Raw genomic sequence first — 22,391 nt, 5'->3', positions numbered from 1 at the left:
CAGGCGGGCGACGGCGTGCTTCTCCATGAACTCCGACATGTCGATGCGCACCATCGCCTGATCGTCGTCGAACAGATATTCGGCGACGGCCTTGGTCAGCTCGGTCTTGCCCACCCCGGTCGGCCCGAGGAACAGGAACGAGCCCAGCGGACGATTCTCGTCGTTCAGCCCCGCCCGCGCGCGGCGCACGGCATTGGCCACCGCCGTCACGGCCTGACCCTGCCCGATGACTCGGCGGCCCAACTCCTCCTCCATCTTCAGCAGCTTCTCCCGCTCCCCCTCCAGCATCTTGGAGGTGGGGATGCCGGTCCAGCGCTCGACCACCTCGGCAATCTGCTCGGGGCGAACGGCCTCTTCGACCATCAGCCCGTCGGTGGCATCGGCTTCAGCCAACTGCTTCTCCAACGCGGGGATCGTGCCGTATTGCAGCTCCCCGGCCTTGGCGAAGTTGCCTTCGCGTTTCGCCACGTCCAGATCGGCGCGGGCACGGTCCAGCCGCTCCTGCACATCGCGCGAGGCTTGCAGCTTGTCCCGCTCCGCCTGCCACTGGGCGGTCATGGCATCCGCCCGCTCGCGCAGGTTGCCCAGATCCTTCTCCAGCCGCTCCAGACGGTCCTTGCTGGCGGCGTCGTCTTCCTTCTTCAGGGCCTCCTGCTCGATCTGCATCTGCAGGATCTGGCGGTCCAGGGCGTCCAACTCCTCGGGCTTGCTGTCCACCTCCATCCGCAGACGGCTTGCGGCCTCGTCCACAAGGTCGATCGCCTTGTCGGGCAGGAAACGGTCGGTGATATAGCGGTGCGACAGCGTCGCCGCCGCGACCAGCGCCGAGTCGGATATCCGCACCCCATGGTGCAACTCATACTTCTCCTTGATCCCGCGCAGGATGCTGACCGTATCCTCCACCGTCGGCTCGGAAACCATCACCGGCTGGAACCGGCGGGCAAGGGCCGCATCCTTTTCCACATACTTGCGGTATTCGTCCAAGGTTGTCGCACCCACGCAGTGCAACTCCCCCCGCGCCAAAGCGGGTTTGATCAGGTTGGCCGCATCCATCGCGCCATCGGCCTTGCCGGCCCCGACCAGCGTGTGCATCTCGTCGATGAACAGGATGATCTCACCCGCCGCCGTCTCGATCTCCTTCAGGATAGCCTTCAGACGCTCCTCGAACTCGCCGCGATACTTCGCACCGGCGATCAGCGCGCCCATGTCCAAGGCCATCAGACGCTTGTTGCGCAGCGATTCCGGCACGTCGCCATCCACGATGCGCAGGGCCAGCCCTTCGGCAATCGCGGTTTTCCCGACGCCGGGTTCCCCGATCAGGACGGGGTTGTTCTTGGTCCGACGGCTCAGCACCTGCATCGTGCGACGGATTTCATCGTCGCGGCCGATGATCGGGTCGATCCGGCCCTGCTCGGCCGCCTCGGTCAGATCGCGGGCGTATTTCTTCAGCGCGTCGAAGCTGTCCTCGGCGCTGGCGCTGTCGGCCGTCCGACCTTTGCGGATGTCATTGATCGCGGAATTGAGGTTCTGGGCGCTCACGCCGCCCGCCACCAGCGCCTCCTTCGCCTTCGATGGCGTCAGCACCAGCGCGGTCAGCACGCGTTCGACAGGAACGAAACTGTCGCCCGCTTTCTTGGCAACCGTCTCCGCCTCGTCCAGCACCCGCACCAGCGCGGGATCCATGTAAGGCTGCGCGTCGCCCGACACCTTGGGCAGCTTGCCCATGGCCGTGCCCACCGCCTCGACCACGCGGGACGGATCGCCCCCCGCCGCCTGAATAAGGTTGGACGCCAGCCCCTGATCGTCATCCATCAGCGCTTTCAACAGATGTTCGGGCGCAAGCCGCTGGTGGCTTTCCCGCATCGCGATGGTTTGCGCCGCCTGAATGAAGCCGCGCGACCGTTCCGTGAACTTTTCCAAATTCATCGGTCTCTCCTTTTCCTCAAGCCCCCGGTCCTGCGCCCGCCGATGCGGCACGTCCGTCCGGGTCTCATGCCCCCAAGATGAGGTGCGGCCCACCGCCGTTCAATACGCCCGATCACAACTTTCGTGACTTCGCCGCCACATCGGGAACAATCTCCAATTTTCGTGGTTGACACCACGTAACAAAGGAAAAAGCCATGCGTATTCTTTCAGCCAAGATCGAACATGCCCGCAACGCCCGCGATTTCGGTCAGGTCGAAGCTTTGGTTTCCCTGATCGTGAAGGAGGACGGGCGTCCGGTCCCGTTCGAGGTGCGCATCCGCACGGCCGAGGACAGCCATGGCGAAAACCTGCGCGACCGCCTGATCGACAGCGCAAAATCGCTCTATATCGCCCGACTGGAGGCGCAGGCCGAAAAGATGCGCTTCGCCCACGCCGCCTGATCGACAGTTGACATGCGCGCCCATGCGGCGCATCCGTCCCCCGCAGCATTTGCGGGGGTTTTTTCATGTCCGACGACCGTCTTATCATCGCGCTGGATGTTCCGAACATCGTGCAGGGGCTTGAGCTTGCGGACCGGATCGGGGACGCGGCCTCTTTCTACAAGATCGGTCTGGGCATGTTGACGGGCGGCGGCTTCGCCCTTGCCAACGAATTGAAGCATGAACGCGGCAAGCGCGTGTTTCTGGACATGAAGCTGTTCGACATCGGGGCCACCGTGGAAGCGGCGGTGCGCGGCATTGCCCAGCATGGACTCGATTTCCTGACGGTTCATGGCGATCCGCAGGTGGTGCGGGCGGCGGCGGCCGGGGCGTCGGGGTCGGATACGAAGATCCTGGCGGTGACCATCCTCACCTCGCTGGACCGCGCCGATCTGGACGCGAACCTGATCCGCCCCGGCGATCTGGCCGAGATCACATTGGAACGCGCCGCCCGCGCGCTGGAGGCGGGGGCCGACGGCGTCATCGCCAGTCCGCAAGAGGCGGCAATGATCCGCGGCCTGCCCCAGGCGACCGGCAAGCTGATCGTGACCCCCGGCGTGCGCCCGACCGGCGCCACCTTGGGCGACCAGAAGCGTGTGGCCACGCCGGCGCAGGCCATCACCGACGGGGCCGACCATATCGTCGTGGGCCGCCCCGTCTGGACCGCCCCCGACCCGCAGGCCGCCGCACGCGCCATTCTGCGCGACCTTCCTCCCCGCGCATGAAAAAAGGGGCAGCGAAACGCTGCCCCCCTTCCCTTCAGATCATACCGATCAGGGCGCAGTCGTGGTCGACTCCGTCGTGCCGGTTTCTGGTGCCACGGTCGTATCCGGGACCACGGGCGTGGTTTCGGTCGTCGGGGCGGTCTGTTCGGTTGCCGCCGGTGCGGGCGGGGCCGTCGTCGTGTCGTTGCCGCCGGCAAAGGCGAACCAAAGGATCGCCAGAAGCGCGATCACTGCGGCGACGATCAGAAAAATCGAACTTCCGGAACGCTCCGTGTGCACTTGCTGCACAACGTGCGGGGATTCACGTTCAAGACGGTCGTCATTGCGATAGTCGGACATTGGTAGTCTCCTCTGTCTATGCCCCCCAACACACAAAGACGCGAGAAGGTTCCCGCCCTATCCGATCCGGCCGCGCACCCCGCCCGTCTGCCCCCGATCCAGCAGCAGATGGTCCAGAAGAACGGTCGCCATCATCGCCTCGGCCACCGGCACGGCGCGGATGCCGACGCAAGGGTCGTGACGGCCCTTGGTGACCAGATCCATCTCCTGTCCCGCCTCGTTGACGGTGCGTCGCGGGGTCAGGATCGAACTGGTCGGTTTCACCGCAAAGCGCACCACCACATCCTGCCCCGTGGAAATCCCGCCAAGGATGCCGCCCGCGTGGTTCGACAGGAATTCCGGCCCATCCGGGCCCATCCGCATCTCGTCGGCATTGTCGCGCCCCGTCAGGGTGGCGGCCGCCATGCCCTCGCCGATCTCCACCGCCTTGACCGCGTTGATCGACATCATCGCCGCCGCAAGATCGGTGTCCAGCTTGCCATAGATCGGTGCGCCCAACCCCGCCGGCACGCCCGAGGCGACAACCTCGATGACCGCGCCGACGGAATCGTGGTCCTTGCGCAACTGGTCCAGATACTCGGCCCAGGTCGCCGCCATCACCGGGTCGGGGCACCAGAAGGGGTTGTCGCCCACCGTGCCGATGTCCATCCGCGTCCGGTCGATCGCATGTGCGCCCATGCGCACCATCATCCCGGTGATCGTCAGATCCGGCGCCAGCGCCGTCAGCGCGGCCCGCGCCACGCCCCCCGCCGCCACCCGCGCCGCCGTCTCCCGCGCCGAGGAACGCCCACCGCCGCGATAATCCCGCAGCCCGTATTTCAGGTGATACGTCAGGTCCGCATGGCCGGGCCGGAACGCCGTCGCAATCTCGCCATAATCTTTGGACCGCTGATCGGTGTTCTCGATCATCAGCTGGATCGGGGTGCCTGTGGTCCGCCCCTCGAACACGCCCGACAGGATGCGCACGGCATCGGGTTCGCGCCGCTGCGTGGTGAAACGGCTGGTGCCGGGCTTGCGCCGATCCATCCAGACCTGCAGCCCCGCCTCGTCCAAAGGCACGCCGGGGGGGCAGCCATCCACGGTCGCGCCCAGCGCCGGCCCGTGGCTTTCGCCCCATGTGGTCACGCGGAACAGATGTCCGAAGGTGTTGATGCTCATACCCGCCCCCAAGATCGTCGCCTTCAGCCATAGGGCAATCCCCGCGCGGGGAAAACCCGCTTCCCGCTGGACAGCGCCGGGCTTCCCCCCTAAGTCCTTCCTAACCTCGGGGTGCCTTCGGGCTGAGATGCGTGACGCGAACCCGTCGAACCTGATCCGGTTGATCCCGGCGGAGGGAAGGTGCGCCGCAAGGGCCGTCTTCCCCGATGTAAGGAGGATGACATGCGCCTTGTTCTTGCCCTGATCCTGTTCCCCCTCGCCGCCACGGCCCAGGACCGCCCCGTGCTGGACGTGCTGACCTATGACAGCTTCACCACCGAATGGGGTCCCGGCCCGCAGTTGAAAACGCTGTTCGAGGCGGAGTGCGGCTGCACGCTGCGCTTCACCGCCCCCGGCGACGCCGCCGCCGTCCTGTCCCGCCTGAAGCTGGAAGGCGCGCGCAGCACGGCGGATGTGGTCCTTGGCCTTGATACGAACCTGATGGCGGATGCCAAGGACAGCGGGCTGTTCGTCCCCCTTGCCACGATCCCCGACACCGACCTGCCGGTCGATTGGACGGACGACACCTTCGCCCCCTTCGATTGGGGCTGGTTCGCCTTCATCCACACCACCGACATCACCCCGCCCACCAGCTTCGAGGATCTGGCCGCCTCCGATCTGCAGGTGGTGATCCAGGATCCGCGCTCCTCCACCCCCGGTCTTGGGCTGGCGATGTGGATCAAGGCGGAATACGGCCCCCGCGCGCCCGAAATCTGGGCCGCGCTGGCCGACAACATCCTGACCGTGACCCCCGGCTGGTCCGAGGCCTATGGCCTGTTCACCGAAGGCGAGGCGGACATGGTTCTCTCCTACACCACGTCGCCCGCCTATCACATTCTGGCCGAAGGGGACGACACCAAGGCCGCCGCGATCTTTCCCGCCGGGCATTACCTGCAGGTCGAACTGGCGGGAAAACTGGCCGCCACCGATCAGCCCGATCTGGCGGACCGCTTTCTGACCTTCCTTCTGACCCCCGCGGCGCAAGAGGTCATCGCCACCACGAACTGGATGTATCCCGCGCGCGCCGTGCCGCTGCCCGAGGGATTCGACCGCCTTCCGCGCCCCGAAAAAACCATCTTCCTGTCACCTGACGATGTCCGCGCCCAGCGCGACGCCGCGATTGCCGAATGGCAGGCCGCGCTCTCGCGTTGATCGTCGGGGCGGCGGTTCTGGCGCTGACGCTGGGGCCGCTGATCCTCGTCGCCCTTCACGCCGAAGGGGGGTGGAGCGCCGACCTCTCGGCCCTGCGCTTCACCTTGGTGCAGGCGGCGTTGTCGGCGGTGATATCCGTGGCCCTTGCCATTCCCGTCGCACGGGCGCTGGCGCGGCGGCGGTTTCCGGGGCGGCGGGCGCTGGTGGCGCTTCTGGGGGCGCCGTTTCTGTTGCCGGTGATCGTGGCGGTTCTGGGGTTGCTTGCGGTGTTCGGGCGATCGGGGATCCTCAATCAGACGCTGGGGGGCTTCGGTCTGCCCGCGATCCGCATCTATGGCCTGCACGGCGTGGTGCTGGCGCATGTGTTCCTGAACATGCCGCTGGCCGTGCGCCTGATCCTGCACGGCTGGCAGGCGATTCCGGCCGAGCGGTTTCGGCTGGCCACGGCCCTTGGCCTCGGCCCGCGCGGGGTGCGTCGGCATCTGGAACGCCCCATGCTGGTCGAGGTTCTGCCCGGCACGCTGGTCCTGATCTTCGTCATCTGCCTGACCAGCTTTGCCGTGGCGCTGACCTTGGGCGGGGGGCCGAAGGCCACGACGCTGGAACTCGCCCTTTATCAGGCGCTGCGGTTCCAGTTCGATCTGGGCCGCGCGGCCAGCCTGTCGGCGCTGCAATTCGCCCTGTGCGGCGCGGCGGTGCTGATCGCCGCCCGCGTCGCGGTGCCGGGGGGCTTCGGGCGCGGGCTGGACCGGGCCGTCGCGCAAGGTCCGGCGGGTTGGCGGATGGGGGTGGACGCGGCGGTCATCGCGGCGGCGGCGGCCTTTCTTCTGGTACCGCTGGGGGCGGTGGCCCTGCGGGGCGCGCCCGCGCTTCTGGATCTGCCGTCATCGGTCTGGGGGGCTGCGGGCCGTTCGGTGGGGATCGCGCTGATCTCCACCGCGCTGACGGGGGGGGCGGCGCTCGCGCTGGCTCTCACACCCGGGCGGTGGGTGGAGGTGGTGGCGATGCTGCCGCTCGCCGCTTCCAGCCTCGTGATGGGAACGGGGCTGTTTCTGGGACTGTTCCCGTTCCTGGCGCCCGAGGTCGTGGCCCTGCCGGTGACGGTTCTGGTCAACGCCACTTTGGCGCTGCCGTTTGCGTTTCGCATCCTGCGCCCTGCCGCGACCTCGCTTGCGCGGGATTACGGAATGCTGGCCGCTTCGGTGGGCATGACCGGTCTGGCCCGCCTGCGTTGGCTGACCCTGCCGCGTCTGGCCGGGCCGTTGGGGTTTGCGGGCGGGGTGACGGCGGCGCTGTCGATGGGCGATCTGGGGGTGATCGCGCTGTTCGCGGCCCCGGACGCACCGACCCTGCCGCTCTTGGTGCAGCAGCTTCTGGGCGCCTATCGCATGGATCAGGCGGCGGGGGCGGCGCTCTTGCTGGTGATCTTGTCCTTCGGCCTGTTCTGGATGTTCGACAAAGGGGGGCGCCGTGCCTGATCTGACCTTGGACCGCGTGACCCTTGTGATGGACGATTTCCGGCTGAGCGCCGACTGGTCTGTCGGACAGGGCGCGCGCGTGGCGGTGCTCGGCCCTTCGGGGGCGGGGAAATCGACGCTGCTGATGATGCTGGCGGGGTTTGTCGCGCCCACGTCCGGCGCGGTGCGCTGGGGCGGGCAGGATCTGTCCCGCACTCCGCCCGACCGCCGCCCCATGACGATCCTGTTTCAGGACCAGAACCTGTTCCCGCATCTGACGCTGGCGCAGAATCTTGGGCTTGGCATCTCCCCCCGCCTGCGGCTGTCCCGCGCCGATCATGCGCGGATCGCGGCGGTTCTGGACCGTGTGGGGCTTGCGGGGCTGGAGGCGCGCCGTCCGGCACAGGTGTCGGGCGGCCAGCAGGGGCGCGCCGCCCTGGCCCGCGCGCTGCTGCGCGACCGGCCCGTGTTGCTGCTGGACGAACCCTTTGCCGCCCTTGGCCCGGCGCTGAAGGCCGAGATGCTGGATCTTGTGCTGGACACCGCGGCCGAGAAAACGGTGCTGATGGTCACGCATGACCCGGCCGACGCGCGCCGCATGGGGGGCACGACCGTCGTGGTGGCGGACGGATCCGCCCATCCGCCGGCCCCCACCAAAGCCCTTCTGGCCGATCCGCCGCCCGCGCTGCGCGATTACCTCGGCTGACGCCAGACCGACCGCACGGTTGCGAACAGCAGCCCCGCCAGCAGCGCCAGAAAACCGATCGCGACCAGACCCGTCCGCCGCCGCTCCACCAGATTTGGATCCGCCGCCCATTGCAGAAAGGCCGCGACATCCGTCGCCTCCCCCCCCTCCAGCGCCACGGGGGGCATCGCCACCCACCCCTCGGGCGCGGCGGGATTTTCGTAAAGGAAGACGCCGCCGTCCTCCCGCTCCGCCCCGGTATAGCCTTCAAGATAGGCGCGGATCGCCCGCGCGCCGCCATCGCCGGTGAGGCCGCCCCAGGCCTTCGCCATCAGGCTCAGGTCCGGGGCCTCGGGCAGGGCGGAGGGGGGGAAGTGGTCGGTCACCGCCAGCCCCAGCCCTTCGGCCATGGCCGAAGGGTCCATCGCCGGGCCGTCGCCGTTCGCCAGGGACCGGATCGTCACATGGCGCAGGCCGTGACAGGCGGCGCAGGTGCCCACGAACACCTCCGCCCCCCGCTGAAGCTGGGCCGGGTCATAGGTGCCGAGCGGCCCCTCGAACGGAAACTCCTGCGCGGCGGCGGGGGTGGCGAGGGCCAGCGTCAGGGCCACGGCACGGATCATGCGGCCTCCACGCTGGGGGGAAGGGCGCGCGTGCGCTCCCACCGCGACAGGAGGGGCAGCAGGATCAGGAAGAATCCGAACCAATAGGCGGTGCCGATCCATGTCAGAACCAGCGCCGCCCCCTCGGGCGGAAGGGCCCCGCACACCGCCAACATCGCGAAATCCGCCGCCAGCAGCAGCGCCGCCACCCGGAACACGGGGCGATACCGGGCCGACCGCACCGGCGCGCGGTCCAGCCACGGCAAAAAGGGCAGGACCAGCAGCGATCCGGCCATCACCAGCACCCCCAAGAACGCCGCATCCACCACGCCGAACGTCGCCCAGTCCACCGCCATGACCAGCCACAGATCGGGGGTGATCGCCCGCAACATGGCAAAGAAGGGCAGGAAATACCATTCCGGCACCACGTGACCGGCGGGCAGTCCCGCCTCGGTCACCGTTTCGGGATGCAGGAACAGGCCGGGCAGAAAGGCGGTGACGGCGGCGAACAACGTGAAAATCACCGCCAGCGCGAACAGCTCCTTCACCACCATGAAGGGCCAGAAGGGGCGGGTGTCCCCCGGATGGTCCCGCCGCGCCTCCACCCCCGAGGGGTTGTTGTTCCCCGCCACATGCACGCCCCAGACATGCAGGACCGTCAGCAGAACCGCGATCCCCGGCAGCAGCCAGTGCAGCACGAAGAACCGCGTCAGGGTCGGGCCCCCCACCGCCGGCCCGCCGAGAATCCAGGTCTTCAACCCCTCGCCCACGACCGGAATTGCGCCGAACATACCCGCGACCACCGTCGCGCCGCCCACGCCCATCTGGCTCCACGGCAGGACATAGCCCATGAAGGCGGTGGCCATCATCAGCACATACAGCACCATGCCGATCAGCCAGGTCATCTCCCTCGGGGGTTTGTGGCTGCCGTAATAGATGCCGCGGAAGATGTGCAGATAAATGGCCAGAAAGAACAACGAGGCGCCGTTGGCGTGGACCGCACGGATCAGATGCCCGCTCGGCACATCGCGCATGATGCGTTCCACGCTGGCGAAGGCCAGGTCGGGGCTGGCGACATAGTGCATCGCCAAGGCCACGCCGGTCGCGATCTGCAGCCCAAGGCAGACGACCAGCACCATGCCCCAGACCCACATCCAGTTCAGGTTCACCGGCACCCGCGCCGTCATCGTGTGGTGGATCAGCCGCCCAAGGGGCAGGCGCGCGTCCATCCAGCGGCCAAAGGCGGTGCGGGGGCGATAGGTCACGCAGGTTCTCCCAGCCGCAGCATCCCCGGCGCGTCGAACCGCGCCAGGGGAATGGCCAGATTGCGCGGCGCAGGCCCCCGCCGGATGCGGCCCGCCGTGTCGTAATGCGACCCGTGGCAGGGGCAGAGCCAGCCGTCGTAATCGCCCCGCCCATCCCCCACCGGCACGCAGCCCAGATGGGTGCAGATGCCCAGCATGACCAGCCATTCGCCGTCCGCATCCAGCGTGCGGTTTTCGTCCGTCGCAGGCGCGTCGGGTGGCAGATTGGCATTCTCGGCAAAGCCGTCGGGCAGATCGTCCAGCGGCACGGCGCGGGCCTCGGCAATCTCGGCCTCTGCCCGCCGACGGATGAACACGGGACGGCCCTGCCATTCGACAGTCATCTGCTGCCCGCGCTCCAACGCCGAAACATCGACGACCATCGTCGCGCCCGCCACCGTGTCGGCGGCCGGTCCCATCTGTCGGACCAGGGGCACGGCGGCCGCCCCCACCGCCACGCAGCCCGCGCAACCGGTGGCGTAATAAAGAAACGCCCGGCGGGAAGCGGAAAGATCGTCGGGGTCGGACACCGGAACCTCACATCACGGGGGGGGCGGCACATGCCTTACCCCCCATGTTGTAGCCCCCGCGGGCGGGGGCGTCGAGCGGACCTAATGTCCCGCCCCCTGCTTGCGCAAGCGCCGGTTGCGGGCGAACATGTTCAACGCCTCCACCCCGGCCGAGAAGGCCATCGCGGCATAGATGTAGCCCTTGGGCACATGGAACCCCATGCCTTCGGCGATCAGCGTCGTCCCGATCAGCATCAAGAAGGCCAGCGCCAGCATGACGATGGTCGGGTTCTTGTCGATGAAGTTCGCCAACGGATTGGCAGCCAGCAGCATGACCGTCACGGCCACCACGACCGCGATCACCATGATCGGCACATGCGGGGTCATGCCCACCGCGGTGATGATACTGTCGACCGAGAACACGAGGTCGAGCACCAGAATCTGCCCGATGGCCGCGCCGAAGGTCAGCGTGGCCCCGCCGACGATGTTGTCCTTGGCGTCCACCGGATCCATGGAATGGTGGATTTCCTTCGTGGCCTTCCACACAAGGAACAGGCCGCCCGCGATCAGGATCAGGTCCTTCCACGAAAATTCGTTGTCGGCGATGGTGAACACCGGCGTCGTCAGCTGCACGATCCATGAAATCGTTGCCAACAGACCCAGACGCATGATCAACGCCAGCCCGATGCCGATGCGGCGGGCCTTTTCGCGATGTTCGACCGGCAGCTTGTTGGTCAGGATGGAGATGAACAAAAGGTTGTCGATGCCAAGCACGACCTCCATCACGATCAGGGTCACAAGCGCGACCCAGACGGTGGGATCGGAAAACAGGCTCAGGAATTCCACGAAGATGCTCCAGCGAGGGAATGATCACGCAAATGTGGGTGGGCCGTGTCGTCAGACATCTGCGTCAGGTTGACGCAAGCGTTAAAGGCGGCGGATTTTCAGCCGGGCCATCAGCGCGCCGTCGACTTCCACCCCGCCGCCGGGCCAGTGAAAGCTGCGCCGCGCGCGGGCGGCAATGTTGGTCTGGCGCGTCCCGTCCACCGCACGGTCCAGCGGACGGTGCAGCGCCAACCCCTCATCCAGATCGTCCAGCGCCTCCTCGGCGCGCTGATCGGTGCGCCCGTCGGACAGGCCGCGCCGGATGGCCCAGACGGCCATGGCGAACACGCCGGTCTTCAACGCCAGGGCGGCAAGGGCACGGGGGGGAATGGGCATGACGCTCTCCTTCATCGCCGTATCCTAACGTCGGCGCGCGGTCTGTAAAGCGGTCAGCTGGCGCGGCGGAAGGCGCGGGGGCGGCGCAGCAGGAACGCGCCGGGACAAGCGGCGACCAGCGCCACCGCGCCGAAGGCCACGCTGGTCGCGATGGCCGATTGCGCCCCCACCCCCGCCACGGGCAGGAACAGCACGGCCGCCCCTTCGCGAAACCCCCACCCCGCGACAGAGGCCGGGATGAGCATGGCCGACAGGATCACCGGCACCAGCGCCGCCGCGGCGATGGGGTTCAGATCCGCCCCGATGGCATGGGCGCAGAACCCGAAGGCCAGGATGTTGCAGGCCGCGATCAGCAGGCCCAGCGCGCTTTGCCGCACCCAGATATCCAGGATGCCCCGCCGGATGGCATTCCGCACCCGATCCGGGATCAGGAAAAACACGATCGGCAGCGCCACGGCGATGGCGATGCCGATGCCGAAGGGGGTGGCGCCGATGCGCCAAGGCACCTCGCCATGCGCCATGGCCAGCGCCAGACCGCAGATCATGATGACCAGCATCCCGACCTGTCCGCTGATCCGCTCGATCGCGACGCTGGCGCCGGATTTCGCCATGCTGTCGCCCTTGACCCGCACCGCGCGGGCCACGTCGCCCGCCACCCCGCCCGGCATGGTCTGGTTCAGGAATTGCGCCACGTAATATTCGCGAATCGCCACGACCAGCGGCAGATGCTGGCCCAGCCGCGTGGCCGTCATGTGCCAGCGCACCGCGCACAGGCCGGTCTGGACATTCACGATGGCCAGCGCGGCGATCAGCCAGCCGGGATCCGCGTTGCGCAGCCGGTGGGCGATCTGTTCGCCATCGGCAAACACCCACAACCCGGCCAGAATCGCCAGCGGCACCGCGATCTTGAGAACCCGCATCACGGGCGAGTTCATGTCGAGCGTCACGGTCCATCCCCCAGCGCGGTCAGAAAACGATCCCGGAACGCCTCCATCGGCCAGGCGGGCAAGGCGGGATCGGGGATCATCCCGTCGGCCCAGCCCCAGCCATCGAACCTGCGAATCAACTCCGGTGCGCCGATGATGTGGACCGGCACATCGCGATTGTCCATCTGCGCCACGAAATTCGCCGGCTGATGATCGCCCAGAATGACCAGAAGCGGCGGATTGTCCGCCTGACGCAGCGCAAAATCGCCGACGATCTTCAGCGAATAGGCAATGGAGGCCGCATATTGCGCGCGGATGGTGTCGGGATTTGCCCAGACCTCCTCGGGGGTGCGGGTGTCCCAACCGGCCCCGTCGAACACCGCCCCATCGCCCACATCAGCCCACGGCACGGGGTCGATCACCGGCACCCACGGCGCGTGCGAGGAGATCAGCGCCACCTGCGCGAAGATCGGGCGGTCATGGGGCGCGCGCAGACGGCGTTCGACGACCGACAGCGTGTATTGGTCGGGCATGGTCACCCAGTTCAGCGGGCGCCCGCGATAGCCCATGTCGGCCGCGGCCAGCACCTCCCGGAACCCCAGCAGCGGGGCTTCGGGCCAAGCCATCGTGATGGCGGGGGCGAAGGCCACGGGATGCCGCCCCCCGGCCTCGGCCAGATCGAACAGCGTGCGGCGCGGGCTGGCCAGAAGCGCGCGATACCGCCCCTGATCGGACACATGAAGGCCCGACACCAAGGTCGTCTGCGCCAGCCAGCTTTGTCCCCCGGAAATGGGCGAGGTCAGCCACCCCGACCGCATCGCCAGCCCCGCCGCCCGCGCCCGCCCCTCGATATCCCGCAGGATGGGGGGATGTTCGGCGTAAAGCGGGGTGTCGAAGCTGGTCCGGCCATAACTTTCCACGAAGATGATCGCCGCATCCGTCGCCCCCAACCCGGCAAGGTTGCCCGCCCGCCCGTCGAACGGATCGCGCAAGGCGGCGGTGCGGAATTCGGTGCGGCTGGCAAGGGCGGCCCGTGTTTCGGTGGCTTTCGCCGCCAGAAACCGCGACGTGTCGGCGGCGGCGGGGAACAGCAGCGCGGCGACCGCCGCCAGCGCCGCCACCCATCCCAGACCCCGCTGGCGCACGCTCCACCGGATGGCGAGGGCCAGCACGATCAGCAACGCCAGAACGGCGGCGATCCCCACACTCATCCGTCCCGCGCCCAGATTGGCCGCCCCCAACTGCCACGCGGCGGGCAGCAGCGGCCAATCCGCGATCAGGTCCGCCGGACGGTGAAACGCGGCGAAAATGCCGATATCGGCCAGCTTCACCAGAAGCGACAGAATCAGCGCGCCCAGCAGCAGGGGCCGCAGAACCGGCACCAAGGCCAGCATCAGCAGCACGGGCAGTTCCAACGGCACCACGGCCGCAGGCCAGACGGGCCGCGCGGGCACGGCCAGGATCGCGCCCAGAAGCGCCGCCGCCATCAAGGGGCGCCACCACGCCCGGGCCTGAGTTGTGTGAAACCGCATTCCGCGCGATCTGATGCGGTATCCGGGGGCGGTCAAGCGCCCACCCCATCACAAACGCAAAAGGCCGCCGGAAAACCCGACGGCCTTTGAAATTCTGTGTCCGAAGCCCGGCGTCCGAGGATCAACCTTGGCGGGCTTTGAAGCGCTTCTGCGTCTTGTTGATGACGTAGACGCGGCCCCGGCGGCGCACGACCTGGCAATCGCGGTGGCGCAGCTTGAGCGAGCGGAGCGAGTTCGCAACCTTCATCTCTCTATCCCCTAATCGCGGCGCGCGTGCGCCTTGAAAAACAAATTGCCCCCGAAGGGGCGGTGAACCAGCGCCCCCTGCGGGGCGGTGACGAATGGTGGGCGGTACTGGGATCGAACCAGTGGCCACTACGATGTCAACGTAGTGCTCTACCGCTGAGCTAACCGCCCACGCTGCCGATCGGGGCCGTCGCCCGTTTCGGTGTGGCGTGTCTATAGTCAGAGTCGCAGACGGGATCAAGGGGCTTTTGGCACGGGGCGAAACACGCTTATATCGCGGATGAGGAGGATGCGCCGATGACCGATGCCCGCGCCTATCGCCTGGCCCGCCCCGACGACGGGCACACGGGGGCCTTCGTCTTCTCCTCTCCGCACAGCGGGCGGAATTATCCGGCCGGTTTTCTGGGCCGTTCGCGCCTGAAGGGCACCGCGATCCGGTCGTCCGAGGATGCGTTTGTGGACGACCTGTTCGCCGCGGCCCCCCGCCACGGCGCGACCCTGATCGCGGCCACCGCCCCGCGCGCCTTCATCGACCTGAACCGCAGCGCGGACGAATTGGACCCCGCGCTGATCCTCGATGTGGGGCGCATTCCGCACAATCCGCGAATCGCCTCCGGCCTTGGGGTGATTCCCCGCGTCGTGGCGGGCGGGCAGCCGATCTATGACGGCAAGATCGCGCGGGCCGAGGCCGAGGCGCGGCTGATCGACCATTGGCACCCCTATCACACCGCCCTGCGCGGCCTGATGGCCGACGCGCTGCACCATCACGGGCGCGCGGTCCTGATCGACTGCCACTCCATGCCGCATGAGGCGCTGTCGAACCGATCCCCCCGCCCCGACGTGGTCTTGGGCGACCGGTTCGGTGCGGCCTGCGGACGCGCGATCATGGCCGAGGTGGAGGCGGCGTTCCACGACGCGGGCCTGCGGGTCAGCCGCAACACCCCCTTCGCCGGGGCCTATATCACCCAGGCCTATGGCCGCCCCGCCCGCGACCAGCACGCCGTGCAGGTGGAGATCGACCGCGCGCTTTACATGGATGAGGCGCGAATCGAGAAACGGCCCGATTTCGATGCCTTCGCCGCCCTGATCGACCGGGTCATCGCGCGCATCGTGACCATCGGCGATGCCCTGCCGCTGGCGGCCGAGTGATCACCGCAGCGCCCGGCCCCGGATGATCGCATCGGTGCCGAACTTCGCGCGGATCGAATCGGTCGCGCGTTCGGCGGCGCGGCGCAGGCGGGCGTCGGGGTCCAGAAGATCGGTCGACAGGTCCGCCTGATCCCCCGCCCCCAGATCGGCGATCCCGATCCCGATCAGCCGCACCGACCCCACATGCCCTGCCGCATCCAGAAGGCGCCGCCCCTCGCGATAGATGCGGTCGGCCGATTGCGTGGCCTCGCCCAGCGCGTGACGCCGCGTAACCAGACCGAAATCGGCCCGTTTCAGCTTCAGCACCACCGTGCGGCCCGCCAGATCCTTGGCCTTGGCCCGATCCGCCACCTGCACCGCAAGCCGCCACAGATGCCCGTCGAGGATATCGGGGTCGGCGGTGTTCTCGTTGAACGTGGTTTCCTTGGAGATGGATTTGACCGCGCGGTCGGGCGCCACGGGGCGCGTGTCGATCCCGCGCGCCAGATGCCACAGCCGATCCCCCATCGACCCGAACCGTGCGCCCAGATCGCGGCGATCCCAGCGCTTCAGATCGGCGATGGTGCGAATGCCCACCCCCTCCAGCGCGGCCTGCGTGGCCGTGCCGACCCCCCAGATGATCTTGACGGGTTGCGCGGTCAGGAACGCCTCGGTCTCGGCCCGCCCGATGATGGAAAAGCCCCGCGGCTTGTCGAGGTCGGAGGCGATCTTGGCCAGAAACTTGTTGTGCGACAGCCCGACCGAGCCGGAGATGCCCAACTCCTCCTCCATCCGCCGGACCAGACGGGCCATCAGCAAGGCAGGCGGCGCGCCATGCAGGCGGGCCGTGCCGGACAGGTCCATGAACGCCTCGTCCAAGGACAGTGGCTGGATCGCGGGGGTCAGATCCTCCATCATCGCCCGTATGGCGCGGCTGACCTCGACATACACATCGAAGCGGGGTTTCACGACCACCGCCTCGGGGCAAAGCCGCAGCGCCTGGAACATCGGCATGGCCGAGCGCACCCCCGAAATCCGCGCGATGTAGCAGCAGGTGGCGACCACCCCCCGCGTGCCGCCCCCCACGATCACCGGCCTGTCGCGCAGGTCAGGGTTGTCGCGCTTTTCCACGCTGGCATAGAAGGCGTCGCAATCCATATGCGCGATGGACAGGTCGTGCAGTTCGGGATGGGCCAGCACACGCGGGCTGCGGCAGGCGGGGCAGCGCCCGCCGGCGTCAAACAGGGTCAGACAGGATCGGCACAGGCTGGGCATGGGGTGACGTTACCATGTTCCCCCCACGTTCCGCTAGGCGCGTTTGGAGCGTTGCACCGCAAGAATGCCCAAGGCGACGATGATCACGCCCACCACATCCCAGATGCCGATCACCTCTCCCAGCAGCAGGGCCGCGATCAGCAGGCCGAAAAACGGGTTGAGGTAATGAAAGCTGGCCGCCCGCACGGCCCCGATCCGCCCCACCAGCGCAAACCACACCAGCGTCGCCAGCAGGCCCGAGATGAAGGCAGTGTAAAGGAACGCCGCCACCAGACGCGGGTTCAGGTCCAGGCGGAACGGCTCCACCACAGGCGCAATCACGCCGAGGATGGCAGCCCCCACCAGCATCTGCAGGCCCACCACCATCAGCATGTTGCCCGACCCCGCCGCCCCGCGCACGAACAAGGTCGCCGCCGCCAGCGCCACGACCCCCACGATACACAGCGCGATGCCGTAAGGATCCGTGCCCCCCGACAGGCGCGAGGACATGATGATCACCACCCCCGCCATGCCGACACCAAGGCCCGCAATCCCCAAAGGGCGCATCCGTTCGCCCAGAAACACCCAAGCCAGCAGCGCCGCGACCAGGGGCATGGCGGCGGCGATGATCGCGGCAAAGCTCGCCTCCACCGTCTGCATGGCGGTGAAGTTGCAGCCCAGATAGATCACGTTCTGAAACAGCCCGAACAGCAACGTCGCGCGCCATTGCGCCCGCGTCAGTCGCCAGCTTTGGCCCAGCGCGCGGGCGATCACGATCCCGACCACGCCCGACAGGGCAAAGCGCACCGCCAGCGCATGGAGCGGCGCCGCGTCCATCACCACCATCCGCGTGGCGGTGAAGGCCGAGGACCACATCAGCGCGAAGGCCAGCCCCAAAAAAATCGACCGCAGATCCATGTCACCCCCGCAAATGGAAAAAGGCCACCTTGCGGCGGCCTTTCAGGCAGATGGGCCGCATCACGCGCCCATGCCGGACAGATCAGCCGTTGACGCTGTCTTTCAGGGCCTTGGCGATGGTCACCTTCACCTGCTTGTCGGCCGGTTTGGTCATCGTCTCGCCCGTGGCGGGATTGCGGACCTGACGCTCGGGACGCTCGCGGCACACGACCTTGCCGATGCCCGGCAGGGTGACGGCGCCGCCGCCCGACACTTCACGGGTGACGATGGATGCGATCGCGTCCAGTGCGGCGGTCGCGGTTTTCTTGTCGCCGCCCATTTCATCGGCCAGAGCGGCCACGAGTTGGGTCTTGGTCATCGGCTTGACGGTCATGGAATGCCTCCTGATCCTTGTTTTCTTACGTCCGCGCGCGGCGGCCCTAAGCCGCTACACAGCTTTTTGAGCGCCAAGGCAAGCCTTTTTGCGCAGAATTTCCCCGGTCGGCGGTTAAAGGAAAGCCGTTTCGTCGAAACTGCGCAATTTTCGGCTGTGCATCCTCTCGATCGGCATGGCGCGCAGCTTTTCCATCGCGCGGATGCCGATCATCAGATGTCGCGCCACCTGCGTGCGATAGAAATCGGACGCCATGCCGGGCAGCTTCAATTCGCCATGCAGCGGTTTGTCGGACACGCACAAAAGCGTGCCGTAAGGCACACGGAACCGGAAGCCGTTGGCGGCGATGGTCGCGCTTTCCATGTCCAGCGCGATGGCGCGCGACAGCGACAGGCGATGAACGGGGCCGGACTGGTCACGCAGTTCCCAGTTGCGGTTGTCGATGGTGGCGACGGTGCCGGTGCGCATGATGCGCTTCAGCTCATACCCCTCCAGCTTCGTCACCTCCTCCACCGATTCCTCCAGCGCGATCTGGATCTCGGCCAGCGCGGGGATCGGCACCCAGACGGGCAGATCCGCGTCAAGAACGTGATCCTCGCGCAGATACGCGTGGGCCAGCACGAAATCGCCCAGATTCTGACTGTTGCGCAGCCCCGCGCAATGCCCGACCATCAGCCACGCATGGGGGCGCAGAACGGCGATGTGGTCGGTCGCGGTCTTGGCGTTCGACGGGCCCACGCCGATATTGACCAGTGTGATCCCCTGCCCGTCGGCGCGCTTGAGGTGATAGGCTGGCATCTGCGGCAGGCGCGGCAGCGGCGTGATGACCCCGTCCTCGGTCGTTATGGTCTGATGCCCCGGCGCCACGAAGGCGGAATAGCCGCTGTCCGGGTCGGCCAGCATCCGGCGGGCATAGGCCTCGAACTCGTCGACATAGAACTGATAGTTGGTGAACAGGACGTGGTTCTGGAAATCGTCGGGGTCGGTCGCGGTGTAATGCGTCAGCCGCGCCAGGGAATAATCGATGCGCTGCGCGGTGAACGGGGCCAAAGGCGCCTCCCCCCCCGGCAGGCGGCGCTGGCCGTTCACCACCCCGTCGCTGGTCGTCGCCAGATCGGGCACGTCGAACATGTCACGCAGGGCGAAATCCAGCACCCCTTCCTGCGGCACCAGAGCGGCGGGGGTGCCGGCCAGCGCGAAATGCAGCGGCATCGGCGTGTCCGACACCCCGATCCAGATCGGCACGCCGTGGTTCTGCAACAATAGGTCGATCTGCTGCTCCAGATAGTTTCCGAACAGTTCGGGCCGCGTGATCGTGGTGGCATAGGTCCCCGGTTCGGCCACGTATCCGAAGGCAAGGCGGCTGTCGACGCGGGTAAAGCTGGAGGTGGTCATCCTGATTTCGGGATAGAAGGCGCGGAACCGCCCTCCCGGACGCTCGCCTTCGATCACATCGGAAAAGGCCGTCGCCAGAAACACCGTCGCATCGCGATAAAGGGATTTCAGATGGGCCACCGCCTCATCCGCACGGGTGAAGGCCTTGGGGGCGGGGGATGCGGGGGTGTGAAGTGTTTCGGTCATGTCGGTCCTGCCATCGGGTCGGGCAAGGATAGCGTATGACCATGACAGCACAAGAACGCTGACGCCTCCGTTGCCGCCCGCAGGAGAGGGAAATCACCCTGCGGGCGGACTGGAAACGAACCGGACGGTGGGGCGATGGGGACGCGTCTGCCGCCAGTTGCCCGTCCCAACCCCCACGGATCGGAACAGTTCCGGTCGAACGCATCACGTTTCCGTGACCGCACGGATCGAGGGAACCGCGCGGGCGGCGATGTGTTTCCCCAATATCCGACGCGAGTGGAGACGTCCCATGTCCGATTACCCCCGCCCCCCGTTCCCCGATCAGCCGCAGGATGTTCCGGGCGACAGCCGCAAGATGACCCCCGTTCCCGATTGCGGCGAAAAAAGCTATGTCGGAACGGGCCGCCTGAAGGGCCGCGTCGCCCTGATCACCGGCGGCGACAGCGGCATCGGGCGCGCGGTCGCCATCGCCTATGCCCGCGAAGGGGCGGATGTGGCGATCTGCTATCTCTCCGAAAACGAAGAGGCGCAGGACACGGTCCGCCTGATCGAGGCGGAAGGCCGCCGCGCGCTGGCCATCGCCGCCGATATCGGCACCCCCACGACCTGTCGCGACGTGATGCAGCGCGTGGTGGATCATTTCGGCTGGATCGACATCCTGGTGAACAACGCCGCCCACCAGATGACCTTCGACGACATTCTGGACATCCGCGACAGCGAATGGGATCTGACCTTCCGCGTGAACATCCATGCGATGTTCTGGCTGACCAAGGCGGCCCTGCCGCACATGAAGCCGGGATCGTCGATCATCAACACCACGTCGATCAACGCCGACAAGCCGGGGCCCAGCCTTCTGGCCTATGCCACGACCAAGGGGGCGATCCAGAACTTCACCGCCGGTCTGGCGCAGATGCTGGCACCGCGCGGGGTGCGGGTGAACTGCGTGGCCCCCGGCCCGATCTGGACGCCGCTCATCCCCTCCACCATGACCTCCGACTCGGTCCAGAATTTCGGCCAGCAGTCGCCGATGGGCCGTCCGGGCCAACCGGCAGAGCTGGCCTCCGCCTATGTCATGCTGGCCGAGGCGGGGTCGAGCTATACCGCCGGGGCCACGATCGCGGTCACCGGCGGGATGCCCATGATCTAGGCGTCGAGGAACGCCGCAAGGCGGTAGGGGCCTTCTTCCATTCGGAAGGCCCCGCCTTCGGGGAAGCTTTCGGCCCCGCCGAAATCCACGGCCACGCGCAAGGTGCCCAAGGCAAAGGGCCAGGTCGCGATCAGCGCCCGGCCGCCCAGCCGTTCCACCACCGCATCGCCCGCCCGTCCGCTTTTCATCAGCGGCACGATCCGGTCATGGCGCAGGGCCAGAAGGCGCGCCGTCAGATCCCGCCACACCGCCGTTTCCGCCGTCTCGGACGTATAGGGGCGGGAGCGTTCGAAGGTGGCCGGATCGACCGGATCGGGAAATTCCTTGACCGAGGGGAATTCGTCATGCCGCCCCTTGCGGGTGGCGTCCGCCAGATCGCCTTCGAAATCGACGAAGAACTGGAACGGCGCGGTCTCACCCGCCTCCTCGCCCATGAACAGCATCGGGATGAACGGTCCCAGCAGCAAAAGCCCGTGGGCCACCTTCACCGCCTGCGGATCGGCGAGCGCGAGAAGGCGTTCGCCCTTGGCGCGGTTGCCGGTCTGGTCGTGGTTCTGGTTGAAGTTGACGAAGGCGTGCCACGGCAGGTCGCAGGACTTCTCCCCCCGTCCCGTCTTCTGTGGCGGGCGGGGCTGGCCCTGTTCGACAAAGCCGCATTCCAGCGACAGGCACAGATCGTGGAACGGGGCCGGGCCGAAACTGGCATAATAATCGAAGGTCTCGCCCGTCAGCAGGACGTGGATGCAATGATGGTAATCGTCATTCCATTCGCCGTCATAGGGGCCGTTTTCGTCATGCAGGCGGGTGATGTTGCGGTTGTCTTCGGTGGTCAGGTGGATCGGACGGTCAAACCCCTCGGCGCGGATGGCCTCGCCCAGTTCGACCAGAAACTCCGGCTCCTCCCGGTCGCGGATCTGGTCCACGGCATCGAAGCGAAAGCCGTCGAAGCCGAATTCGCGCAGCCAGTAAAGGGCGTTGTCGATGAAATACCGCCGCACGGCGGGTTCGTGGAACGCGATCGACGCGCCCCAGGGCGTCTGGATGTCCGGATCGAAAAAGGTGGGGGATGCGTGATGGATCCAGGCCCCGTCCGGCCCGAAATGGTTGAACACCACGTCCAGAATGACGCTCAGCCCCGCCTCATGCGCCGCCGCGACGAAGGCGCGGACATCGTCGGGCGTGCCATAGGCGGTGTGGGGGGCATAGTGCAGAACCCCGTCATACCCCCAGCCCCGCTGGCCGGGAAACTGGGCGATGGGCATGACCTCGATCACCGTGATGCCCATCCGCGCAAGATCGGGCAGGCGGGCGATGGCGGCCCGGAAGGTGCCTTCGGGCGTGAACAGGCCCACATGCATCTCGAAGATGACGGCCTCTTCCCATGGGCGGCCCGGCCAGATGGGGGGATCGGCCGGCGGCACGAGGAGGGAGGCCGCGTGCACATCCCCATCCTGCGCCCGCGATGCGGGATCGGGGATGGAGGTGCCGTCCACGTTCAGGCGATAGGTGTCGCCGGCCCGTGCCGCGCCGGTGCCGACATGCCAGCCGTCCTGCGTGGGGGGCATCGCAATGCGCTGGCCGCCGGTTTCGGCGAATACCTCATGCGCATCGGGGGCCCAGAGGGCAAAGCTCCACGTCCCCGGCGCGATTTCCTCCGCGCCCCATCCATACCGTCGCTGCATCGCCATCT

The 22,391-nt window shown here is 67.4% G+C and carries 23 protein-coding genes, 1 tRNA gene and 1 riboswitch (1 of these 25 cut by a window edge); of the genes, 7 read left to right on the top strand and 17 right to left on the bottom strand.

Annotation, left to right across the window (positions count from 1 at the left end; translation table 11 throughout):
• Positions 1-1,926, bottom strand: partial view of an ATP-dependent chaperone ClpB gene (gene clpB, locus MU449_RS00190; RefSeq protein WP_244735963.1) — the 5' portion only. The gene continues 684 nt to the left of window position 1, outside the view; the window shows 1,926 of its 2,610 coding nt (coding positions 1-1,926); it begins with the start codon at positions 1,924-1,926; its stop codon lies beyond the left edge, outside the window.
• Between the two features lie 194 nt (positions 1,927-2,120).
• On the opposite strand from clpB, the gene MU449_RS00185 reads away from it, so the two are divergent.
• Complete coding sequence (locus MU449_RS00185) at positions 2,121-2,366, top strand: hypothetical protein (RefSeq protein WP_244735962.1); 246 nt, start codon at positions 2,121-2,123, stop codon at positions 2,364-2,366.
• Between the two features lie 65 nt (positions 2,367-2,431).
• On the top strand, positions 2,432-3,130 hold the full coding sequence (pyrF, locus tag MU449_RS00180) for an orotidine-5'-phosphate decarboxylase (protein ID WP_244735961.1): 699 nt from the start codon (positions 2,432-2,434) through the stop codon (positions 3,128-3,130).
• A gap of 48 nt (positions 3,131-3,178) precedes the next feature.
• On the opposite strand, the gene MU449_RS00175 is transcribed toward pyrF, so the two are convergent.
• Positions 3,179-3,469, bottom strand: a complete 291-nt coding sequence (locus MU449_RS00175) for a hypothetical protein (protein WP_244735960.1) — start codon at positions 3,467-3,469, stop codon at positions 3,179-3,181.
• Between the two features lie 57 nt (positions 3,470-3,526).
• Complete coding sequence (gene aroC / locus MU449_RS00170) at positions 3,527-4,627, bottom strand: chorismate synthase (RefSeq protein ID WP_244735959.1); 1,101 nt, start codon at positions 4,625-4,627, stop codon at positions 3,527-3,529.
• 97 nt (positions 4,628-4,724) lie between these two features.
• Positions 4,725-4,822: riboswitch (TPP riboswitch) on the top strand.
• A 27-nt stretch (positions 4,823-4,849) separates the two neighbouring features.
• Between aroC and thiB the strand changes: the two genes are divergently transcribed.
• From thiB to MU449_RS00155, 3 genes are read left to right on the top strand one after another with little or no spacing between them, the layout of a single operon-like run.
• Positions 4,850-5,818 carry a thiamine ABC transporter substrate binding subunit gene (gene thiB / locus MU449_RS00165; RefSeq protein WP_244735958.1) on the top strand — a complete coding sequence of 323 codons (969 nt, stop codon included), beginning with the start codon at positions 4,850-4,852 and terminating at the stop codon, positions 5,816-5,818.
• Positions 5,794-7,296 carry a thiamine/thiamine pyrophosphate ABC transporter permease ThiP gene (locus MU449_RS00160; RefSeq protein WP_244735957.1) on the top strand — a complete coding sequence of 501 codons (1,503 nt, stop codon included), beginning with the start codon at positions 5,794-5,796 and terminating at the stop codon, positions 7,294-7,296. Before thiB ends, MU449_RS00160 begins: the two co-directional genes overlap by 25 nt.
• A gap of 28 nt (positions 7,297-7,324) precedes the next feature.
• Positions 7,325-7,981, top strand: coding sequence for a thiamine ABC transporter ATP-binding protein (locus MU449_RS00155; RefSeq protein ID WP_244738892.1), 657 nt, complete (start codon positions 7,325-7,327; stop codon positions 7,979-7,981).
• Here MU449_RS00155 and MU449_RS00150 read toward each other — a convergent pair.
• From MU449_RS00150 to MU449_RS00110, 9 genes are all read right to left on the bottom strand, one after another.
• On the bottom strand, positions 7,969-8,583 hold the full coding sequence (locus MU449_RS00150; RefSeq protein ID WP_244735956.1) for a cytochrome c1: 615 nt from the start codon (positions 8,581-8,583) through the stop codon (positions 7,969-7,971). The two genes, MU449_RS00155 and MU449_RS00150, sit on opposite strands and share 13 nt — an antisense overlap.
• Positions 8,580-9,827, bottom strand: a complete 1,248-nt coding sequence (locus MU449_RS00145; protein WP_244735955.1) for a cytochrome b — start codon at positions 9,825-9,827, stop codon at positions 8,580-8,582. The genes MU449_RS00150 and MU449_RS00145 overlap by 4 nt, the downstream gene beginning before the upstream one ends.
• Positions 9,824-10,396 (bottom strand): ubiquinol-cytochrome c reductase iron-sulfur subunit, encoded by a 573-nt coding sequence (gene petA / locus MU449_RS00140; protein ID WP_244735954.1) that lies wholly within the window; start codon positions 10,394-10,396, stop codon positions 9,824-9,826. Before petA ends, MU449_RS00145 begins: the two co-directional genes overlap by 4 nt.
• A gap of 81 nt (positions 10,397-10,477) precedes the next feature.
• Positions 10,478-11,221, bottom strand: a complete 744-nt coding sequence (locus MU449_RS00135; RefSeq protein WP_244735953.1) for a TerC family protein — start codon at positions 11,219-11,221, stop codon at positions 10,478-10,480.
• 81 nt (positions 11,222-11,302) lie between these two features.
• Complete coding sequence (locus tag MU449_RS00130; RefSeq protein ID WP_244735952.1) at positions 11,303-11,596, bottom strand: hypothetical protein; 294 nt, start codon at positions 11,594-11,596, stop codon at positions 11,303-11,305.
• 53 nt (positions 11,597-11,649) lie between these two features.
• Positions 11,650-12,543: a lysylphosphatidylglycerol synthase transmembrane domain-containing protein gene (locus MU449_RS00125; protein WP_244735951.1), complete on the bottom strand. Its 894-nt coding sequence runs from the start codon at positions 12,541-12,543 to the stop codon at positions 11,650-11,652.
• The gene (locus MU449_RS00120; protein ID WP_244735950.1) at positions 12,540-14,054 is read right to left on the bottom strand and encodes an alkaline phosphatase family protein; all 1,515 of its coding nucleotides are present in this window, start codon (positions 14,052-14,054) and stop codon (positions 12,540-12,542) included. The genes MU449_RS00125 and MU449_RS00120 overlap by 4 nt, the downstream gene beginning before the upstream one ends.
• 121 nt (positions 14,055-14,175) lie before the next feature.
• Positions 14,176-14,301, bottom strand: coding sequence for a type B 50S ribosomal protein L36 (gene ykgO, locus MU449_RS00115; protein WP_244735949.1), 126 nt, complete (start codon positions 14,299-14,301; stop codon positions 14,176-14,178).
• 95 nt (positions 14,302-14,396) lie between these two features.
• Positions 14,397-14,471, bottom strand: a tRNA-Val gene (locus MU449_RS00110).
• A gap of 126 nt (positions 14,472-14,597) precedes the next feature.
• On the opposite strand from MU449_RS00110, the gene MU449_RS00105 reads away from it, so the two are divergent.
• Positions 14,598-15,449: an N-formylglutamate amidohydrolase gene (locus MU449_RS00105; RefSeq protein WP_244735948.1), complete on the top strand. Its 852-nt coding sequence runs from the start codon at positions 14,598-14,600 to the stop codon at positions 15,447-15,449.
• On the opposite strand, the gene MU449_RS00100 is transcribed toward MU449_RS00105, so the two are convergent.
• The 4 genes from MU449_RS00100 to MU449_RS00085 all read right to left on the bottom strand — a co-directional run bounded on the left by MU449_RS00100 (position 15,450) and on the right by MU449_RS00085 (position 19,554).
• Positions 15,450-16,703, bottom strand: a complete 1,254-nt coding sequence (locus tag MU449_RS00100; protein ID WP_244735947.1) for a DNA polymerase IV — start codon at positions 16,701-16,703, stop codon at positions 15,450-15,452.
• Positions 16,704-16,736: 33 nt separating this feature from the next.
• A complete protein-coding gene (locus MU449_RS00095) occupies positions 16,737-17,600 on the bottom strand; it encodes a DMT family transporter (RefSeq protein WP_244735946.1) in 864 nt (287 codons plus the stop codon).
• A gap of 82 nt (positions 17,601-17,682) precedes the next feature.
• A complete protein-coding gene (locus tag MU449_RS00090; protein ID WP_244735945.1) occupies positions 17,683-17,973 on the bottom strand; it encodes an HU family DNA-binding protein in 291 nt (96 codons plus the stop codon).
• A 114-nt stretch (positions 17,974-18,087) separates the two neighbouring features.
• Positions 18,088-19,554 (bottom strand): AMP nucleosidase, encoded by a 1,467-nt coding sequence (locus MU449_RS00085; RefSeq protein ID WP_244735944.1) that lies wholly within the window; start codon positions 19,552-19,554, stop codon positions 18,088-18,090.
• Positions 19,555-19,843: 289 nt separating this feature from the next.
• Here MU449_RS00085 and MU449_RS00080 point away from each other — a divergent pair, with 289 nt between their 5' ends.
• Entirely contained in the window at positions 19,844-20,701 is an 858-nt protein-coding gene (locus MU449_RS00080) for an SDR family oxidoreductase (RefSeq protein ID WP_244735943.1), read from the top strand.
• On the opposite strand, the gene treZ is transcribed toward MU449_RS00080, so the two are convergent.
• Entirely contained in the window at positions 20,698-22,383 is a 1,686-nt protein-coding gene (gene treZ / locus MU449_RS00075; protein WP_244735942.1) for a malto-oligosyltrehalose trehalohydrolase, read from the bottom strand. The genes MU449_RS00080 and treZ overlap by 4 nt on opposite strands.
• Between the last annotated feature and the right edge of the window lie 8 nt (positions 22,384-22,391).

Origin of the sequence: Falsirhodobacter halotolerans (assembly GCF_022899245.1) — a bacterium.
Lineage (GTDB): Bacteria > Pseudomonadota > Alphaproteobacteria > Rhodobacterales > Rhodobacteraceae > Falsirhodobacter > Falsirhodobacter halotolerans.
This window is presented reverse-complemented; position numbering and strand designations above follow the sequence as displayed.

Excerpts from the sequence above, each read along its gene's own strand:
- MU449_RS00080 (WP_244735943.1), top strand. The coding sequence starts at position 19,844 with ATGTCCGATTACCCCCGCCCCCCGTTCCCCGATCAGCCGCAGGATGTT.
- aroC (WP_244735959.1), bottom strand. The coding sequence starts at position 4,627 with ATGAGCATCAACACCTTCGGACATCTGTTCCGCGTGACCACATGGGGC.
- MU449_RS00105 (WP_244735948.1), top strand. The coding sequence starts at position 14,598 with ATGACCGATGCCCGCGCCTATCGCCTGGCCCGCCCCGACGACGGGCAC.
- thiB (WP_244735958.1), top strand. The coding sequence starts at position 4,850 with ATGCGCCTTGTTCTTGCCCTGATCCTGTTCCCCCTCGCCGCCACGGCC.
- MU449_RS00120 (WP_244735950.1), bottom strand. The coding sequence starts at position 14,054 with ATGCGGTTTCACACAACTCAGGCCCGGGCGTGGTGGCGCCCCTTGATG.
- ykgO (WP_244735949.1), bottom strand. The coding sequence starts at position 14,301 with ATGAAGGTTGCGAACTCGCTCCGCTCGCTCAAGCTGCGCCACCGCGAT.
- pyrF (WP_244735961.1), top strand. The coding sequence starts at position 2,432 with ATGTCCGACGACCGTCTTATCATCGCGCTGGATGTTCCGAACATCGTG.
- treZ (WP_244735942.1), bottom strand. The coding sequence starts at position 22,383 with ATGCAGCGACGGTATGGATGGGGCGCGGAGGAAATCGCGCCGGGGACG.
- MU449_RS00090 (WP_244735945.1), bottom strand. The coding sequence starts at position 17,973 with ATGACCGTCAAGCCGATGACCAAGACCCAACTCGTGGCCGCTCTGGCC.
- MU449_RS00100 (WP_244735947.1), bottom strand. The coding sequence starts at position 16,703 with ATGCCCAGCCTGTGCCGATCCTGTCTGACCCTGTTTGACGCCGGCGGG.
- MU449_RS00160 (WP_244735957.1), top strand. The coding sequence starts at position 5,794 with ATGGCAGGCCGCGCTCTCGCGTTGATCGTCGGGGCGGCGGTTCTGGCG.
- MU449_RS00095 (WP_244735946.1), bottom strand. The coding sequence starts at position 17,600 with ATGGATCTGCGGTCGATTTTTTTGGGGCTGGCCTTCGCGCTGATGTGG.
- MU449_RS00175 (WP_244735960.1), bottom strand. The coding sequence starts at position 3,469 with ATGTCCGACTATCGCAATGACGACCGTCTTGAACGTGAATCCCCGCAC.
- MU449_RS00130 (WP_244735952.1), bottom strand. The coding sequence starts at position 11,596 with ATGCCCATTCCCCCCCGTGCCCTTGCCGCCCTGGCGTTGAAGACCGGC.
- MU449_RS00085 (WP_244735944.1), bottom strand. The coding sequence starts at position 19,554 with ATGACCGAAACACTTCACACCCCCGCATCCCCCGCCCCCAAGGCCTTC.
- MU449_RS00185 (WP_244735962.1), top strand. The coding sequence starts at position 2,121 with ATGCGTATTCTTTCAGCCAAGATCGAACATGCCCGCAACGCCCGCGAT.
- MU449_RS00150 (WP_244735956.1), bottom strand. The coding sequence starts at position 8,583 with ATGATCCGTGCCGTGGCCCTGACGCTGGCCCTCGCCACCCCCGCCGCC.
- MU449_RS00155 (WP_244738892.1), top strand. The coding sequence starts at position 7,325 with ATGGACGATTTCCGGCTGAGCGCCGACTGGTCTGTCGGACAGGGCGCG.